Raw genomic sequence first — 16,375 nt, 5'->3', positions numbered from 1 at the left:
CCTCAGGGAGGAGGAACGATATGCGATTGTTTTCCGGAATGGCCGCGGCCGTGGGCCTGATGCTGCTCACGGGCGCCCAGCCCGCCCTGGCGCAAGGCTCGGACGTGCCCCCGACCTTCGTCAGTACCGGCGAGGAGCACGAGACGCTCGTCCCGCGCGTGGGCTTCAACATCGGAGGTGGAGTGAGCTTCCCCATCTCCGACGCGGGCGGCCGCTTCCAGACGGGTGGCGCCTTCCAGTTCGGGGTGACGTACAACATCACCAAGCACCTGGGCGTGCAGGGCGAGTACCTCTACAGCGGCTACGACGTTCAGGACGACGTCCTGTCCTCGGCTGGCGTCGACGGCGACCACATCATGCAGTACTGGGACCTCAACGCCGTCTTCAACGTGCTGCCCGCCCGTCCCTTCGGCATCTACGTGCTGGGCGGGCCCGGCGTCTACTACCGGCGGGTGGAGATCACCGAGTTCGCGGGCGTGGGCGTGGTGCCGTACTGCGATCCCTGGCTGTACGTCTGCTACTCGACGGCCGTGCCGGTCGAAGAGGTGCTCGGCTCGCGGAGCAGGACGGACTTCGGCCTCAACGTGGGCGTTGGCGTCAGCCTGAGGCTCTTCGGAGGCCCCCTCCGCATCTACGCGGAAGGCCGCTACCACTACATCTTCAGCGGCAACATCGACACAGCGGCGGGCCCCCGCAAGGCGGATGGCCAGTATGTGCCCCTCGTGCTCGGTCTGCGCTTCTAAAGGCAGCGGCGCCGCCCGTGCCCTCCGGGGAGGGGCGGGCGGCGAGCCGTGAACTTCAGCCGAAATCGGCATGAGCGTGGAGTGTTGGCGCACGGCTTCGCGCGGAGGAGGCGAGCGTGGCGCTTGAGGAGTGGCCAGGAAGGAGCCGCAGGCCGAGCGCCCGCCTCGATGCTGCCACGTCACGCCTTGACCCACACCGACCACACCCCCACCGTTCCCGGTATGAAACCAGCGGCGGTCGCGATTCCGAAACATGATGACGCGTGGGAAGTCGGAAAATACGGCCCCGTCTGGCCGAGGACTCCGGCGTGCTACGGATTCACCATCATCGCGAACATCAAACCGGGGACGGCGGGAACCATCCGTGCATATGGGCAGAAGCTCGCGAAGGCGCTGGAGGGTGACTCCGAGCTGCTCGCGCCCCTCAAGCTCCACTACCTGCGCTGGGTGCTCTTCGACAACGACACGCGGTTCATGTACCAGGGCATCTTCGACACCGACTTCGACAAGTACACCGAGGACGCGATCGAGCTCTTCAAGAAGGCTGGCGTCGACACGGTCTTCGAGAGCCTCGAAGGCTTCCCCATGGACTGGAAGACGAACCCCGAGGCGTTCATCAAGTTCGTCCGGGCGCACCAGTGCCCGAGCTTCCTGGAATACGGAGAGTATCCGTATGTCACCGCCGACGAGATCAAGAAGGCCTTGAAGGTCAAGGCCGCCCTCTCCGACATGCTCGAACAGATGCAGTGAGGCGGAGGGACCCGCAGAGAGGACACGGTGATGAGCGAACCCGCGCGGACCTACAACCAGGAGCACGTGCCGCGGAAGTACGTCCAGGGCCGGCGCCGCGTCAGCGTCTACATCTCCTGGAGCTACCCGGGCGAAGCCAACCGGGATGTGACCGAGATGGACAACCGCTACTCGACCATGACCGAGGTCCGCCGGGTGCTCTGGCCCGATTATGAGTTACCGAGGTTCGCGGACCCGTTGATGTTCCAGCAGGGGATCGCGGGCTCGCTGGAGTTGTTCTTCTGGGCCTGGGTGCGGTTCCAGCAGGTCATCCGGGAGACCACCGGGCACGAGGTCCCCGTGTTCCAGCGCGTCGATCAGGCAGGCTTCAGGCTGCCGCTCGACGAGCGGGTTCTCGCCGACGCCGACACGTTGCTGGTCTTCGGGCTGGACCACATGGTCACCGAGCAGGAGGCCTCCCCGGAGGAGATCGAGGCCGTCAGGAACTTCCTCGAGCGCGAGGGCACCTGCCTCATCATCGGCCCCCACCACGACGTCGGGGCCTCGCCGGAGATGCAGGAGCGCACCATGGAGTATGCCCACCATGGCGACGCGCTGGTGCCCCGCCAGCAGCGGTTTGGACGGTACACCCGCTCGCTGATGCGGGGGCTCGGAATCCCCGTCGAGAATCGGCACGGTCTCCGCCCCGCGGTGATGAAGGAAAGCCGTCGGATTGCTCCACTGACGGTGATGAGGGAGCTGGATACGCGCGGCTGGCTCGCGGGAGTCACGAACTTCAACTTCCACCAGCACCTGCCGCACTACGCCGTGACGGACGAGGCGACGAAGGCCGTCCATGTCCTGGCCAGGCAGCCCATCGACACGTCCAGGCCGCATCCGTTCACGCTGGCTGGGAACCAGGAGTTCAATGCGCTCGTCTGGATGCCGCCGGGCGGCGACCGGGGTGGGGATGTGCTGGTGGCCGACTCCACGGTCTTCAGCACCCTGTTCGGCCACGACGAGAGCCTGGAGCGCTTCTGGAGGAACATCGCCACGGCGCACTGAAGCAAGGAGGGTCCATGAGCGAGGTCGCGGACACACCTCTCGAGTTGGATGACATCCAGAGCGGGACCCTCCGCCCCCGGCCCTCTCCGTATGCGGCGACCTACATCCTGCTCCGGATCGACGACCGCGAGGCGGGGCGCGAGCTGATGCGCCGACTGAGCACCGCGGTGGCCTCGGCGAGCAACCCGCGCAGCCCGGCAAGCGATACCTGGCTGAGTGTCGCGCTCACGTTCCACGGACTGAAGGCGCTGGGGGTCCCCCAGGCTTCGCTCGACAGCTTCGCGTGGGAGTTCAGGCAGGGGATGGCCGCACGCGCCAGGGCGCTGGGAGACACGGGCGAGAGCAGCCCCGAGAACTGGGAGAAGCCACTCGGGACGCCGGACGTCCACGTCGTGCTCGTGGCCGTCGCGCCGGACACGCAACCTCTGGAAACGGCGCTCGCTCGCGCGCGCCAGGCGCTCGAGGAACTGGACGGGGTCGAGGCGATCTGGCGCCAGGACTGCCATGCGCTGCCCACCGAGCGGGAGCCCTTCGGGTTCCGGGATGGCATCAGCCACCCGGCCATCGCGGGGAGCGGCATTCCTGGGACCAACTCCCGGGAGGAGCCATTGAAGGCCGGGGAGTTCGTCCTCGGCTACCGCGACGAGATGGGTGGCTTCCCCCCGCTGCCCCAGCCCGAGGTCCTGGGGCGCAACGGGACGTACGTCGCCTTCCGCAAGCTGCATCAGCGCGTGGCGGCGTTCCGTCAGTACCTGAAGGCCCACTCCTCCAGCCCCGAGGATGAGGAGCTCCTCGCGGCCAAGCTAATGGGGCGCTGGCGCAGCGGCGCCCCCCTGGCGCTCTGCCCGTTCCATGACGCCCCCGAGCTGGGTGCCGACCCTCGCCGCAACAATGACTTCCTCTACCGGCGGGAGGACCCGACGGGATATGTGACTCCCCCCGGCTCGCACATCCGGCGGGCGAATCCGCGAGACGCTTCCGTGGCCGGCGTCGTCCGCTTGCACCGGATGATCCGCCGCGGAACCGCCTACGGCCCCCTGCTTCCGGAAGGCGTCATCGAGGACGACGGCGCCGACCGGGGATTGATGTTCGCCTTCCTCGGGACGCACCTGGGCCGGCAGTTCGAGTTCGTCCAGTCTGAGTGGGTCAACAGTGGTGACTTCCTCGGGCTGGGGAACGTGATGGATCCCGTTGCCGGGGCCAACGACGGGGCTGGAACCTTCTCCATCCCACGCCGGCCGATTCCGAGACGCCTCCAGGGATTGCCGCGGTTCGTCGTCACCCGGGGCGGTGAGTACGGCTTCATGCCCGGACTGCGCGCCCTGCGCTGGCTCGCGGACCTTCGGACCTGAAGGGGCCGACGACAGGCGCTCTACTACTCCAACTCCTTCCACATGCGCACTAAACTGTCGTTGGGCCGCCCCATGAAGGCATCGAGCAGACGTTCTTCGACCCCGTGGGACTCCCAAACAGCCGCTGGCTCGAGCCCAATACATTCTTGGGGGGGCGCCTCTCTCTCATTGCCAAGGCTGTCGAAAATCCAACAGCGCCGGAGTGGACCCACCTCCATGTTGAATTGGACAATGGGTTGTGTCAGGCGCTCCTCAATCGCTCTCCACCCAATGAGCTCCCATGACTTCGGATATGGATACTTGACCATAATCCTGAAAAGGATGGGCTTGGATGCGATCCTGTCCAGGTCCGCGTCCGGCTCGGTGGTCCTGTAATTGTAGAAGGCATCGAAATGCAATTCGAGAGCCCTTCCATAGCCGAAGGAGCCATCTGGGAGGGGGATTCTCCAAAATGAACCTGGTTTATGCGTTGGCGGCATGTCCTAGGAGCTTGTCGGCGAATCAGCCAGCGGTGCGGTAGCGCATAGCAGACACCATATGGCACCACAGGCGGGTACTGGGGGCGTGGCCGATGTGGCCCATGGTCGCCCGCCTCGCAGCGACCTCGCCGCTACGCGGCCTGCGCGGCAAGGCTGGGAAGCTCCCAGCCCTGCTTCCACAGCTTCTTGAGGTTGTGGACGGCGCACGCCAGCGAGAATTCCCCTTGCACCTTGGTGAGGCCCCGCAGCGAGAAGCGTGGCAGCACTCCGTTCTTTACCTGTCCAATCACTGGCTCAGCCGTCACCTTGCGCCGCGCGTATGCCTTGCGCCCCCGCTTCGTCGAGAGCTTGCGCTTCATCCGCTCCTTGAAACTCATGCCCGCCGGCCGTCGCCCTCTTGGGGCCGGCGGTGCCTCCTCCCCATGCTTGTCGCGCCCGGTGGCGATGAAGCACTCCACGCCCTTGGCCTCTACCTTCTCAATGTCCTGCTGGCACAGGTAGCCCGAATCCGCGCTCAGCTCCTCGGGCACCAACTCCGTGTTGGCCTCTACCTGCTCCACCATGGGGGACAGCTGGCGTGCATCGCTGCTGCTCTGCCCCACCTCCTGCGCCACTATCAGCTGCGTGTCCGCGTCCACCGCCACCTGCGCGTTGTAGGACTGCTGGAAGGTGCCTCCCCTGGGCATGATTCGTGACTCCGGGTCGGTGAAGTTGCGCTGCGCCTTCTCGGAAGGTTTCGCCTCCTCCGGCCTCTCGCCCCTGGCCTCGGCTTTCTCCCTGGCCTCCTTCTCCAAGTCCTCCTTGGCCTTGCCAATCTTCTCTCGTCGCTTCTCCTTCTCCACCGCCAGCTCGAGCTTCTTCTCCGCCTCCAGTTGACGCGCCGCCTCCCGCAGTCGCTCGGCGCGCTTCTTGGGGTCCTTCAGCTCCTCGGGCAGCTCATCTCCGCGCCGCCCCTTGCCGTAGCGCTTGTTCTCCTCGGCATCCAGCGCCGCTGCCTCTTCCAACAGCCTGTCAATCTGCTCGTCCAGCTTCTTCATGCACTCCTCCATCCGTCCGTAGCTCATGGCCTTGTGCTTGCTGGCGTTGGCCTTCACCTTCGTGCCGTCCACCGACAGGTGCCCAAGCTTCTTGAGCCCCGAGCTGCGCGCCAGCCTCAGCGTGTCCACGAAGAGCGCCCGGAAGGCTTCCAGATGCCGCACCCGGAAAGTGCACACCGTGTCGTGGTCCGGCCTCTCTCCTCCCGTCAGGTAGCGGAAGGCGAGGTCCGTCTCACACCTCCGCTCAATCTCCCGGCTGCTCGTAATGCCTCGCGCGTACGCGTACATGAGCAGCAGCGCCATCATCACCGGGTGGTAGGCCGGCTGGCCGCACTCCTTCGTGTACGCGCTCAGAATCGGGCTGAAATCGAGCGCCTTCCTCAAGTCGACGAAGAAGCACGCCAGGTGCCCCTCTCCCAGCACTTCCCGCGCGTACTGCGGCAGCAGCTGCCCCTGCTCCGGTTGCCATTCCCGGAACGGCCTCGGCGAGGTGAAGCGGGCGGAGCTCTTCGCCTCCTCCCGCTCCGGCTTCTCGCTGGCGGCTACTTTCAACAGGTCGGCCTGCTCCGGCTTCTTCGTCGTGGTGGCGCTCACCCTCCACCTTCAACCAGAACTCTCCTTCCCTCTGAAGAACCACCTGGGGCATCACCCTCCTGGCCCACCCTCTACGGTGGGGTTCTCCGACAAGCTCCTAGTATCCTGTGTAACGCTGAAGTTCGCCCCAGCGAATCGTGGCAGCATCGTGAAACCGACTGCCCCGCGGGTTGTCTTTTGCCACGGCGCGCACGACGTTCTCGGTTCGATGGGGCTTGCCCGTGTCGGACTGGGCGCCTCCACTGAAGTCTATCAGTTGCTGCTCTCTTCCACGAATCCGCCAGTATGCTGGGTCATCATACCGCAGATTGTAGTCGACGGCAGCCCCATGGTCGAATACATCAAGTTGTGCTTGAGCAAATGAAGCATCCTTCGGGTCTTCGTTCTCATCAACATGATGATTCCTGTCTCGGAACCGAATGGCCAACTCTGCCTGGAGTCTGAGAGGCAGGCCGAGATCAACGACCATGATGGTCCGGCCAGCGTAGTAAAGGTTGGTTTTCTTGTTGAGCTTTCTGTAGGTCACATAGAGACGACCGCGTTTCTTTTTGCTTTCCCTGTCGGATTCCGCATCTGGCCATCCACTGGGAGGAGCGCGGGGCGGGGACACCGATTCAGGTTGGGCCAGGGGGCGCGCTTGTCGTCACTTCCACTGTGCCGTCAGGCGCCTGGCGAATGAGGATCTCCATCTCGATGGTGCTCGGAGTCGCAGAGCCCTTTGGGGGATACCGGCCTTGAACCCATCCAGAAACATCTCCGAAGTGTGTGCCGTAGAACTTGTCCGCGATGTCGATCGGGGTCTGCTCTCCGTCCACAATTGCTTTGACGGTGAAGCAAAGCAGCAGAACACTGCCCGCAGCCGCAACTACCGCGCCACCCGTGACCAGGGCTTCTCCTGCCGCAGCGCCAGTGCCTGCTCTCGCCGCGGTCGTGCCGCCTTGCGGCACTGGGCGGAGCATGCTGCGGGGTATCCCATCTCCTGCGCCTCCGCCAGGAAGCCCTCGCAACGGTGGTGGGGAAGGGGGAAGTGGAGCCGTCGGCGAACTCGCCCCAGGCGCAGGCACAGCGGCAGATGCTCTACCTTGTTCTGCCCGCACAAAGTCGCTGCTCGGGACATAGACGCAGTACCTTGCTTGTCCAGTTGCCGGGAAAACGCTTCGGGGGGCGCTGCTACACCCCACAAGCAACATGCATGTCAGCAGAGCCACCCCTCTTGGCACCCAGCGCCTCCTGGCATGGGCTCCGCTCGTGAGGAACCCCACGCGGGATTTACAGGGAGGCCGTGCGGCCGAGTCAACCAAGGGACAGCGAACGCGAGGGGCGGATCGGCTGGCACGACCTAAGCCACACCTACGCCAGCCACCTCGCCATGCGGGGCGTCCCGCTCAAGGTCATCCAGGAACTGATGGGGCATGCCACCATCGACATGACGATGCGCTATGCCCACCTGAGCACGGACACGCGTAGAGATGCGGTCGGGGTGCTCGACCTGCCCCTTGCGCCCGCGTGCGACATACGTGCAACACGGATGGAGGAAGCTGCTAACCATCCGTAACTACGGAGTAAAAAAGTGGAGGCGGCGGGAATCGAACCCGTGAACGAGGCGATGGAAAACCCTAAGCAGGACGCGCTGTTACCCGCTATCGCCTTGATTCTCCTGGGGTTCGTCATCCCGTCCCGTCCCACCCCATGCCCTCGTGTTCCGCCCCTTTCCCCGCTGGCGGGGCACACTGGGGGCACATGCAGTTCCAGTTGCTGTGCCAGTGCACGTCGGCAGCGCTGCGGAAGAGGGAGCCGTTGCCGATCCACTTGTTGAGTTCACCGCTCAGCCGCCCACCTGTCAGTCTTGAGGCGTCCGCGTCTGTGTAGGCTGCGAGGATGGTGCCATCCGCGATGGAGCGCAAGGGAGGTGGATGGGAGTTTTCTCACCTCCGCCATCGGCCCTCCCGCCAACACTGAGGGAGAGTGGTCGTGTGCCCGCATGGGCCTAATTTAGCAGCCCATGCCTCGATCATGGCTTCAAGGGCCAAGCCTTGATCGCAAGCTTGGCAAGCTTCTCTTGCCGCTTCTCGATCTGGCTGATGTTCCATTCCTTCGCTTTGGCGGCCTCTTGAGTGAGCAGGAACTTGGAGGACTTTAGAATCGGCTTCTTTTTGTCAAAACCAGAATTCCCGATTGTCGAGTTAATCTTCGTCTTCATGAGCACCATGTTGCCGATCCGGCGATACTCGGCGCCTGCCTTATCGGCAGGAACACTCCATTGCGTGCTAGGATTCTCAGGCAGGATGTGTTCGAGGTTGATCTCCGCCTCGTTGTCGTTGGGGACCAATTCGGGGTCTGGCTCTCCCGCTGCCGCGCGCTCCAAAGCGCGAAGGTAATAGCGCGCCAAGTACGACTGCGAAACGCGCGCGACCTTAAACTCGTTTTCAAATTCAGCATCTGTAGGAACGACAGAGAGCATCTCCTTGGCCAGTTGTGCCGCATTCGTGATAGCTCCCGATCTCACTTCCTGTGCCTTGAGAGCATAATGACGCTCAAGAGAGCCCCCTCCAAGCCCGCCTACAACCAGGAAGCGAACGGACCAAGAAACTAGCAGAGCCATGGTGCGTTCAACATTCTTGGCGTCAAACTTTGCAAGCACAGCGAGCAGCAGGGGACGAAACTGCTCCATTCTCAATAACTGGAGCGTTTCCAGGTGTTTTCGTGCCGAGGCACCGTAGTTGGCCCAGTGAACGTGGTTTGGGTTCACTATTGCTGCGTACAATTGCGCGCTATCGGCGAGTTCGTCAGCCAGCTTAACAGCCGACTGTTTGTTGGGGGTCTTCTTCTTGATCTGGCTATAGAGCTCTCGTTCCCTGGCCGGCCCATTAGTGGACGCCCAGAAGTGTCTGAGATAGGTGAGCAGGACAGATTCGTCACCTGTCGCTTCAAGAGCACCCCCCATCTTTATCCAGTTTGCTTTTACTGTATTAAGCTTGTCTCCCGCGAGCTTGAAAAGATAGTTCTTTAGGAGATCGGAGATAGACAGGTCGAGACCGCGGTCATTCAGGGTTTCGAAGATAACAAAAGCGTTCGCGTGGTCTGGTACACCGAGGGAGATGACTAGCGCCTGCTTTTCAAGATAATCGACCAAATCCAGTATGGCATCAGCGCCTCCTTTACCATTTGCCTTTACGATCGCCGCCACCTGACTGCGGGCCTCGTCTGCAGCAACTGCAATTCTTCGGTGGGAATCTCGTGTAGGTTCGACTTTTCGATCAGAAGACGTGGGCTCAGAGAGCACGCGCTTCTCGAAGAACTCGTGATCGAGCTCATTCAGCCTCAATCGCGGCAGCCGGTCCTGGGTGCGTCTATCCAGTGCAAAAAGAAACTCAGACTCCAGCGACCTTGCCCTGCCTGAATCTGCGATTGAGATGAAATGGTCTCGGATTGCAGCAATCAAAATTGTAGTCGTTGCGAGCCGCTGCTGGCCATCCACCAACTCAGGTGTCGCGCCAGAGCTATTGCTGAGGACCAGCGATCCGAGAAAGTATTCTGGTTCCTTTCGGCTCATCGCGCCCGAGATGTCCTCGAAAAACTCTCGCACGTGCTCTGCTTCCCACGCGTATGCGCGCTGAAAGGTTGGCACACTCAGAGTGTGGTTCTTTAAGATCTTTGCAACTCCCAGAAGGTCGGTTGCCAACTTTTCAAGCTTCATTTTCGATTTACCCTCGGCTATCCACTCGCCTATCCCAACCCCAAGTGGCGGGGCTCGGCCCGACTGGAGTGCCTTGAGCATACCGCGTCGCAGTCCGCGCGGCGCGTTTCTTACGCTCGTCGAACAGGCGAAGCTGGACGCATAGAGGGATGGGGGTCCTGTTGAGGGGGGGAGGGAGGGTGCAGAGGGGCCGAGGAGGTCGCTGATGGGTACCACCTTGGGCTGTGCGCGGGGCTGGAGTAGAGGCCGTGCAGCCCTGGGGTACACGCCGGCCCTGGCCGCCCTCCCATCCCTCCTATGAGGGAGCGGCAGTGGGGGCGGGGCTTGTGGGAAACCGCAGCGTCCGGCGCACCATCTGGCGCGGGGTGACAGGCTCCCCCAAGGGCGAGCGCGAGCGGACAGTGGACCTGCTGGTCTCGGCGGTGGACGCACGCAAGGGACACCGGCACCTGCGCGGCCCTTACGTGTTCTGCCAGGAGGACGGCAAGCCGCTCACCGATGGCCTGATGAAGTTGCCGCTCCAGCGCGCGCTGCGGTGGGCGGGCATCAGCCGCGAGCAGGGGCACATCGGCTGGCATGACCTGCGTCACACCTACAGCAGCCACCTCGCCATGCGGGGTGTCCCGCTCAAGGTCATCCAGGCGCTGATGGGCCATGCGACCATCGAGACGTCCATGCGGTACGCCCACCTCGCGCCCGAGGCCCGGGAGAGCTCCGTGCAGCAGCTCGACCTGCCCGTGCGCCAGCTTCAAGCCGTTCCGGGCAGAAGCGCCGAAGGGGCACACTGGAGGCACATAAACGGCGCGCTTACTGCGCCCTGGCTTTGCCCTCCGGGAACGTGACGTTCTCAAGGGTGACGGTGCGCGGCCCGGTTGCCTCCCACAGCTTGAGGGTGCAGGGGCAGCCGAGCTGCGCGCGCTCCCCCTCGATGCCCACCACGACGGCACCGGCCCCATTCGCGGGGATGGGCGCCAGTGGCCAACGGGCAAACTCCACCTGTTCCCCTGTCGCGTCCACCAGCGCCGCCCCAGCCAGCGTCCAGGGCTCAGCGCCGGGGTTGAGGAGGTCCAAACGCACAGCCACACTTGCCGGGTGGGTCTCGCCCGTGGGCGTGTAGCTGTAGCTCCAGGCCCCCTTCAGTCCGAGCGCGTTGGCTGGCGGCACCGTCAGGAAGCCAAGCTTGTTGGACGCCACGACCCCGGCCCCCTCCAGCCACGCGGCCCCCATGAGCCCGCCCGGATCCTGCCGCTCGGCCAGAAGCCGCGCTTTGTCCTCCTGGCACTGACGCGCTTCGGCCTGTGCTTCGTCACGCTCTTTCTCGCAAACGTCGGGCGGGCGCGGTTGCCGGAACACATACACCCGGCGCGTCCCTCTTGACGCATGGCCCACGAGCCAGAAGCTCGCGCTCGCCGGTGCCGCGCCATCCGCGAAGCGCACCGTCACCTTGACCCGCTCCCCTGGCAGATAATCCCCCTTGGGAATCACCAGGAGGCTCAGCCCCTCTTGCCCCAGTGCCCAATCCGCGAGGCGCCCCCCTGGCTGAAACTCCACTGTCCCCACAGCGACGCGGGAGTCAAAGACGAAGGTCGTCGTCTCGTCCGCGCTAGCGCACACTTCCGGCGCTCCGTCCGGGGAGCCTGCCGCCAAGTCAAAGCGAGCCGTCGCTGTGCAGCGGGGGACAGGGGGCGGTTCTGCGGCTTGCGTAGCACCAGCGAGCAGGGCGGCCAGCAGGACGGCACCGGGAGAGGGGGGCAGCACGGAAACTCAACCTCCAATGAGCACGGCAGGGATTAGGGCTGCCCGCTGGGCTGAATGAGAAAAACGCGCGTAGGTGTTTTGGCGTTGCCGGGCGTGCTTCCGGGATCGAGGCACACGCCCAAGCCGGGGGAGCAATCAAAATTCTTGCCGTGCTCGTCCACGTAGACCGTGACGCCTTCCAGGCCAGCAACCAAACACACGGGAAGAGTCCCCTCGCCTGGAATCTTCGCCTCGGTGAAGGTACCGAAAAGGCGGTTGTCGCCGAGCTGCCACTGTCCAAGAAGCAAGGTCCCGTTAGGCAATCGCCCAACGCTCCCGACGATACCGACTTGGAGGGTAACGGGGCCATCCTTCACCTTGAACACCTCTCGGGGCTCGCCCTTGTACCCTTTAACCGTGGCGGTCTCGTCGCGGCCAGTGACGTTGAACCGCTCGTGGGTTTTCCTCCAATCATGGGGGCAGGAAATCGCAGGGGGCTCGGTGCGCACCTGGGAAGCGGGCGCGGTGCATCCCCCGTCGAGCAGCGCACAGACCGCCACGGCTGCGGGTTTCACCGGCAGGCGGAACCCTGCGCCTTGCGTCTGCGTTTTCGGCGTTTCGTTCTTGGGCGTCTGAGCGGACGTGCGAAGCATGGCGTTAGCTGTAGACGCGGGAAGTTGAGCCCCAACGGATGCCGCGTCTCCTCCGGGGAGAGATTCCAGCGCCTTTGCATCGGACGCCACTTCACGACCGCGCACGCCTGCATCGGTAGCGTGAGGGCCCGGGGACGTGGACGGTAGCGGCAGCTCTGGCCGGGCCTCGCTGGTGCGGATTGAAGAGCCAGGTCCCCCCAGGTTCGCGCCCACGAACAGGACAACGACGGCAACCAGCAGCACGGCCCCAGCGAGCCCCAAGCGCCACGCAGCGCGACGGGGTTGGGGAGCGGCAGCGGGCTCGAGTTCGCTTGCTGGCGGCACCAGGGCGCTCGGAACGGGCGGCTTGTGCCCCCCAGCGGGCGCGGCCACGCCCGGAGCGTTCATCCTGGGGAGCTCGTCCGGGTTTACGGCTGCTGGCGGGACCCGTGGGGCTGCCATCTGCTCGGGCAGCAAGAACACCCGGTCCCTTTTCGGCAGGGGGCGCCCGCGCCGGGGGCGTTGCTTCCTCAGCCTTAGAAACGCGCGCCGCTGTTCGCTCCCCTCTTGCCGTTCCGGGTCCTCGACCGTGGTTGTGAGCTGCGGATCGTCCGGGTCCCCGAGCGGCGGATCCCAGGTGGCGTCGCTCTCAGCGGTGGACAGGGACTCATTCAAAGCCGCGCACAGCATCGCCAGCACCGGGAAACGATCCTCCGGTCGCTCAGCGAGCATCTTCATACACAGCAGCGAGGCAGCGAGCGGCACGCGGGGGTTAAGGACGTGCGGCGCTTCGGGCCGCTGAGTCAAGATGCGCTCGCGCAGCCCATCCAACCCCCCCGGATCCGTGCGCTCGCCAAAGGGCAGCTCGTCCGTCAGCAGCCAGTAATAAGCCACGCCCAACGCCCACATCTCGTCGGTTGGCCCGTACTCGTATTGACCCGTGCCGTCCGGGTTGGCGCGCTGGAACCGGATCTGCTCAGGGGAGCGGAACTCCTCTGTCCCCGGTGGGAGCTGCGAGCCGGTAACAGTGGGGGCACTCGCAAGAGAACCAATTCCGAAATCAATCAGGATCGGCCTCTCGCTCCCTTCCCGAATGAGAATGTTCTCAGGCTTCACGTCACGGTGAAACACCCCCGCCGCGTGTACCTCCCCGAGCGTTACCGCCACTTCCAAAACAATGCGCGTCGCCTTCCGCGCCGATGGGTTTTGGCTGTAGGCAAACGCAAAGAGCGTATCGCCCGGCACGAACTCCATCACGATATAGGGATGGCCGATAACCGGGTCGGGCCAGAAGTCCGAGCCCACGTAGCGGACGACGCCGGGGTTCTCCAGGTGAATGAGAATGCCGATCTCACGCTTGCCCCTGCCGTCCAGCGTGGAGACCAAGAGGAGCTTCAACGCAAAAAAGAGCCCACCGCGCTCGACCTTGTAGACGATCCCGAGGCCCCCCGCGCCCAAGAACCCCACGATCTTGTAGTCCCCGATCATGTCGCCGATGTCCGGGTGCCTGAGTGTCAGTCCCACGCTCTACCTCACCTCCTAGATGGGGGAGCGTAGCATAACCGCAGGGATGCGGCTCAGACAGCGGGACCGGGGCGGCAGGTGGGCCCCTCCAGGGTCGACGCCGCTCCATACCCGCCGCCCACCCACCGCCCCAGTCCCTAATCCGAGACGGCTCTCTATTCCTCGCGCATCGGCGCAGCGTCGAGCACGCGCAGCAGCCCACAACCGACCGCGACCTTGGACTCCGGCCACGTCCGCAGGATCCCGACAGCCTTTCGGATCTCGGGTGGCAGATCCTTGTCAGTGGTAGGCACCTCTCGTGCGCTCATATCCAGGAGCACAGCCGGAGAAACACCCAACGCGACCGCGAGCCTTCGCAGCGCCGGAACGCTCGGCATCATCCCGCCGCGCTCGATGCGCCCATACACGGCCGGGCTCATCTTTGCCGCATCGGCTACTTGTGCCTGAGTGAACCCGAGCGCCTCGCGTGCGGTTCGGGCTGCCTCGCCGAGTCTCTTTTGCAGAAGGTCATCTTCCATGCGGTGTCCCTCTCAGGTGGCGACGTCCTGTGCCTTATCACGCTTGCGCCGCTCCCGTCTGTGCTTGAGCTTGAGAAAACCGGACGCCGTACCTTCAAAGACGGCGAGCTGCTCGTCATCCATCCCGCGCACCGCCCGGAGCAACCTCCGAGCTTCCGGCGGCAGCTCGTCGCTAGTGTCGGGTTGGGCTTGCGCGGCTCCCGGCCCGGCAAGCCCCAGCAGAACATCGGCCCTAAGCCCCAGCACCGTGCAGAGCTTAAAAAGCGTTGGCGTGCTCGGAGTCATATCGCCGCGCTCTATCCTGCCATACACCTCGTCGGTGAGCTTGACCCGCTCGGCTACATCCGCCTGGGTCAGCTTCCTTTGCAACCGCGCTTTGCGTGCAGCCTTTCCGATCTGGATACTGAGATCGGTTCGGACTCGCCCGTTCTTGGCAGACGTCTTTGTGCCCCGCTTCCCTTTCATTGGTCTAACCATCGTCCTCGTCGGGAGTTAGCGCCGTTCGCTCGATGGGATTTGCCGTCAGCCGCTTGACCCTCGCGGCAGCCTCGAAAATCGCCTTCAGCTCTGCCGCGATCTCTTCGGCGAGGACTGGCGGCTCTACGGTTCCCAGGTAGACGAGCAGTTCTTCGCGCATCTCGGCGGCAGAAAAACGCTCGCGCGGATCCGGTTGGAGCGCACGCCGGACAATGGACCGCAAAGGGCCGGGCGCGAACTCAAGCCGACGTTCCGCTTGCGAAGGGTGAAAGCGCAGCAGCCGGTAAGCCAACACGTCCAGGCTTAGCTGTGTGGTCCGCTCGGCGCGCACAGGGAATGAGAACCCGACCGGGGCACCCTCCACAGGTGTATCAGTCGGGTCGAGAGGGTATTCGGCCAGCAGCATTTCCAGCAGCACGAGCCCGAGCGAGAACACGTCCGCTTTGCCGTCAATCGCTCCCCCGATAAGCGGGTCGGGTCGGCCCCCGGCGGACTCCATCGCAGCTCGCAGAACCTCGGGCGCACAGTAGGCAGGGTCGCCTCGCAGCAGGCCGGGCGGGGTCTTCAAACGGTCGCGCAGCTCCGAGTACGCGGCGCCAAAATTCGTGAGCTTGACGCGGCCATCAAACCCGAGACGGATCCGCATGGGACCCACGGCGCGATGGACGATGTGCATCGGGTGGCCTTCGCTGCTGCGCTGGTGAGCGTAACCAAGCGCACCCGCTACTTCCGCCGCAACGTATGCCGCAAAGGCGGGCGACAAACGGCGCTCCACCACCAACGCGAAATCCATCGCCGTGAGGAGATAGCAACCTCGCAAGTGCTCCGAGACCACATAGGCGTTGTCGCCATGGAAAGCGTATCCGTAAACCTTGGCGATGCCCGAGTGATCCAGGTGCGACGCGAGCTGCACCTCTTCCCAAGCCCGCTCACTCCTCTCACGGTCTGAGGGCACCTGCACAGGCTTGAGAATGACCCTTGAGCGACGGCCCTCACTTCCGCCGATGGGACGCCTCCAAGCAAGAAGAAGCGTGTCGTAATCCCGGTTTAGAACCTGGGTGTCATAAACCTCGTATTTGAAGCCCTCGAAGTCGAAGATAAGACGCGGGCCGGAGCTATCCGCCATGTTGTGATCTCCCAGCGTGGCCCTAAAGCCTGTCGAGGTTGGGGCTACCGGCACGCCGCCAGCTCTCGGCGTCAGCGCGTGTGTAGAACTCGCCCATTTCAAACTCACCCGCGCCCGCTCCGTCGTCGCGAATCTCCACCGGACCAACCCATCGCAACGGCTCGCCGGTAAGCGCTGCCGCGAGGAAGCCATCCTGACGGAGAAGGAAAAGGCTCCGGTACTCCTGAACCATTCGGCTTAGGTCCCAACGGGACAGCCCCTGTCCGTGCCGCTCGACGTAGCGCAGCAACTCGTCGGCAACGCACCGGGGCGCGTAGTGCTGGGGGAGGTAGGGCAGGATCCCGAAGTGCCGACGCAGCCGCTCGGCCTGCACAGGCGACACGCTGCGCCCCTGGGGGATGGCTTCAACAGGCAGCCCGGCCCCCAGTAGCAGCGCGCCGAACTCGTCCAGGCCCGACAGCGCGTCGCGGGTAGCGGCAAGGGCCTCCGGGGGCGGGCGGCTCGCGCACGGGCCGGACGCGAGCACCGCCAGCAATGCAAGCAAGCTCAGCGGGGGACGAACCGAAAGACAGGCAACACGAATCCACCTCCGAGGCGAACGCGGTTCGCTCAGCATGGGGGCACCTCCAGCGCGATAGTTAGTGAGACGGCGAAACGCCCGGATA

General features: G+C 64.3%; 14 protein-coding genes and 2 pseudogenes. 6 read left to right on the top strand and 10 right to left on the bottom strand.

Annotation, left to right across the window (positions count from 1 at the left end; translation table 11 throughout):
• Window positions 1-20: 20 nt before the first annotated feature.
• The 4 genes from OV287_RS29155 to OV287_RS29140 all read left to right on the top strand — a co-directional run bounded on the left by OV287_RS29155 (window position 21) and on the right by OV287_RS29140 (window position 3,889).
• On the top strand, window positions 21-743 hold the full coding sequence (locus OV287_RS29155) for an outer membrane beta-barrel protein (RefSeq protein ID WP_267537319.1): 723 nt from the start codon (window positions 21-23) through the stop codon (window positions 741-743).
• A 222-nt stretch (window positions 744-965) separates the two neighbouring features.
• Window positions 966-1,493 (top strand): hypothetical protein, encoded by a 528-nt coding sequence (locus OV287_RS29150; RefSeq protein WP_267537318.1) that lies wholly within the window; start codon window positions 966-968, stop codon window positions 1,491-1,493.
• A 30-nt stretch (window positions 1,494-1,523) separates the two neighbouring features.
• Window positions 1,524-2,537 (top strand): hypothetical protein, encoded by a 1,014-nt coding sequence (locus OV287_RS29145; protein ID WP_267537317.1) that lies wholly within the window; start codon window positions 1,524-1,526, stop codon window positions 2,535-2,537.
• 14 nt (window positions 2,538-2,551) lie between these two features.
• Window positions 2,552-3,889, top strand: coding sequence for a Dyp-type peroxidase (locus tag OV287_RS29140; protein WP_267537316.1), 1,338 nt, complete (start codon window positions 2,552-2,554; stop codon window positions 3,887-3,889).
• Between the two features lie 23 nt (window positions 3,890-3,912).
• On the opposite strand, the gene OV287_RS29135 is transcribed toward OV287_RS29140, so the two are convergent.
• From OV287_RS29135 to OV287_RS29125, 3 genes are all read right to left on the bottom strand, one after another.
• Window positions 3,913-4,368 carry an immunity 26/phosphotriesterase HocA family protein gene (locus OV287_RS29135; RefSeq protein WP_267537315.1) on the bottom strand — a complete coding sequence of 152 codons (456 nt, stop codon included), beginning with the start codon at window positions 4,366-4,368 and terminating at the stop codon, window positions 3,913-3,915.
• Between the two features lie 131 nt (window positions 4,369-4,499).
• Window positions 4,500-5,999: an IS1182 family transposase gene (locus OV287_RS29130; protein ID WP_267537314.1), complete on the bottom strand. Its 1,500-nt coding sequence runs from the start codon at window positions 5,997-5,999 to the stop codon at window positions 4,500-4,502.
• Window positions 6,000-6,096: 97 nt separating this feature from the next.
• Window positions 6,097-6,525, bottom strand: a complete 429-nt coding sequence (locus OV287_RS29125; protein WP_267537313.1) for a hypothetical protein — start codon at window positions 6,523-6,525, stop codon at window positions 6,097-6,099.
• 780 nt (window positions 6,526-7,305) lie between these two features.
• Between OV287_RS29125 and OV287_RS29120 the strand changes: the two are divergent.
• A pseudogene (locus tag OV287_RS29120) lies at window positions 7,306-7,554 on the top strand (tyrosine-type recombinase/integrase); the annotation flags it as partial.
• Between the two features lie 456 nt (window positions 7,555-8,010).
• Here the strand turns inward: OV287_RS29120 and OV287_RS29115 are convergent.
• The gene (locus OV287_RS29115; protein WP_267537312.1) at window positions 8,011-9,696 is read right to left on the bottom strand and encodes a DUF262 domain-containing protein; all 1,686 of its coding nucleotides are present in this window, start codon (window positions 9,694-9,696) and stop codon (window positions 8,011-8,013) included.
• A gap of 329 nt (window positions 9,697-10,025) precedes the next feature.
• Between OV287_RS29115 and OV287_RS29110 the strand changes: the two are divergent.
• Window positions 10,026-10,538: pseudogene (locus OV287_RS29110) on the top strand (tyrosine-type recombinase/integrase); the annotation flags it as partial.
• Here OV287_RS29110 and OV287_RS29105 read toward each other — a convergent pair.
• The 6 genes from OV287_RS29105 to OV287_RS29080 all read right to left on the bottom strand — a co-directional run bounded on the left by OV287_RS29105 (window position 10,504) and on the right by OV287_RS29080 (window position 16,326).
• On the bottom strand, window positions 10,504-11,454 hold the full coding sequence (locus tag OV287_RS29105; RefSeq protein ID WP_267537311.1) for a DUF2381 family protein: 951 nt from the start codon (window positions 11,452-11,454) through the stop codon (window positions 10,504-10,506). The pseudogene OV287_RS29110 and the gene OV287_RS29105 sit on opposite strands and share 35 nt — an antisense overlap.
• Window positions 11,455-11,486: 32 nt before the next feature.
• Window positions 11,487-13,589 (bottom strand): serine/threonine protein kinase, encoded by a 2,103-nt coding sequence (locus OV287_RS29100; protein ID WP_267537310.1) that lies wholly within the window; start codon window positions 13,587-13,589, stop codon window positions 11,487-11,489.
• 155 nt (window positions 13,590-13,744) lie between these two features.
• Window positions 13,745-14,107, bottom strand: a complete 363-nt coding sequence (locus tag OV287_RS29095) for a helix-turn-helix domain-containing protein (protein ID WP_267537309.1) — start codon at window positions 14,105-14,107, stop codon at window positions 13,745-13,747.
• A gap of 12 nt (window positions 14,108-14,119) precedes the next feature.
• Window positions 14,120-14,572 (bottom strand): helix-turn-helix transcriptional regulator, encoded by a 453-nt coding sequence (locus OV287_RS29090; RefSeq protein ID WP_267537308.1) that lies wholly within the window; start codon window positions 14,570-14,572, stop codon window positions 14,120-14,122.
• A 4-nt stretch (window positions 14,573-14,576) separates the two neighbouring features.
• A complete protein-coding gene (locus OV287_RS29085; RefSeq protein WP_267537307.1) occupies window positions 14,577-15,710 on the bottom strand; it encodes a protein kinase domain-containing protein in 1,134 nt (377 codons plus the stop codon).
• Window positions 15,711-15,732: 22 nt separating this feature from the next.
• Window positions 15,733-16,326, bottom strand: a complete 594-nt coding sequence (locus OV287_RS29080; RefSeq protein ID WP_267537306.1) for a hypothetical protein — start codon at window positions 16,324-16,326, stop codon at window positions 15,733-15,735.
• Window positions 16,327-16,375: the final 49 nt, after the last annotated feature.

It is taken from the genome of Archangium lansingense (assembly GCF_026626635.1).
GTDB lineage: Bacteria > Myxococcota > Myxococcia > Myxococcales > Myxococcaceae > Archangium > Archangium lansingense.
This window is presented reverse-complemented; position numbering and strand designations above follow the sequence as displayed.

Coding starts and splice junctions, on each gene's coding strand:
- OV287_RS29140 (WP_267537316.1), top strand. CDS start 2,552: ATGAGCGAGGTCGCGGACACACCTCTCGAGTTGGATGACATCCAGAGC.
- OV287_RS29145 (WP_267537317.1), top strand. CDS start 1,524: ATGAGCGAACCCGCGCGGACCTACAACCAGGAGCACGTGCCGCGGAAG.
- OV287_RS29155 (WP_267537319.1), top strand. CDS start 21: ATGCGATTGTTTTCCGGAATGGCCGCGGCCGTGGGCCTGATGCTGCTC.
- OV287_RS29115 (WP_267537312.1), bottom strand. CDS start 9,696: ATGAAGCTTGAAAAGTTGGCAACCGACCTTCTGGGAGTTGCAAAGATC.
- OV287_RS29085 (WP_267537307.1), bottom strand. CDS start 15,710: ATGGCGGATAGCTCCGGCCCGCGTCTTATCTTCGACTTCGAGGGCTTC.
- OV287_RS29095 (WP_267537309.1), bottom strand. CDS start 14,107: ATGGAAGATGACCTTCTGCAAAAGAGACTCGGCGAGGCAGCCCGAACC.
- OV287_RS29150 (WP_267537318.1), top strand. CDS start 966: ATGAAACCAGCGGCGGTCGCGATTCCGAAACATGATGACGCGTGGGAA.
- OV287_RS29090 (WP_267537308.1), bottom strand. CDS start 14,572: ATGAAAGGGAAGCGGGGCACAAAGACGTCTGCCAAGAACGGGCGAGTC.
- OV287_RS29135 (WP_267537315.1), bottom strand. CDS start 4,368: ATGCCGCCAACGCATAAACCAGGTTCATTTTGGAGAATCCCCCTCCCA.
- OV287_RS29080 (WP_267537306.1), bottom strand. CDS start 16,326: ATGCTGAGCGAACCGCGTTCGCCTCGGAGGTGGATTCGTGTTGCCTGT.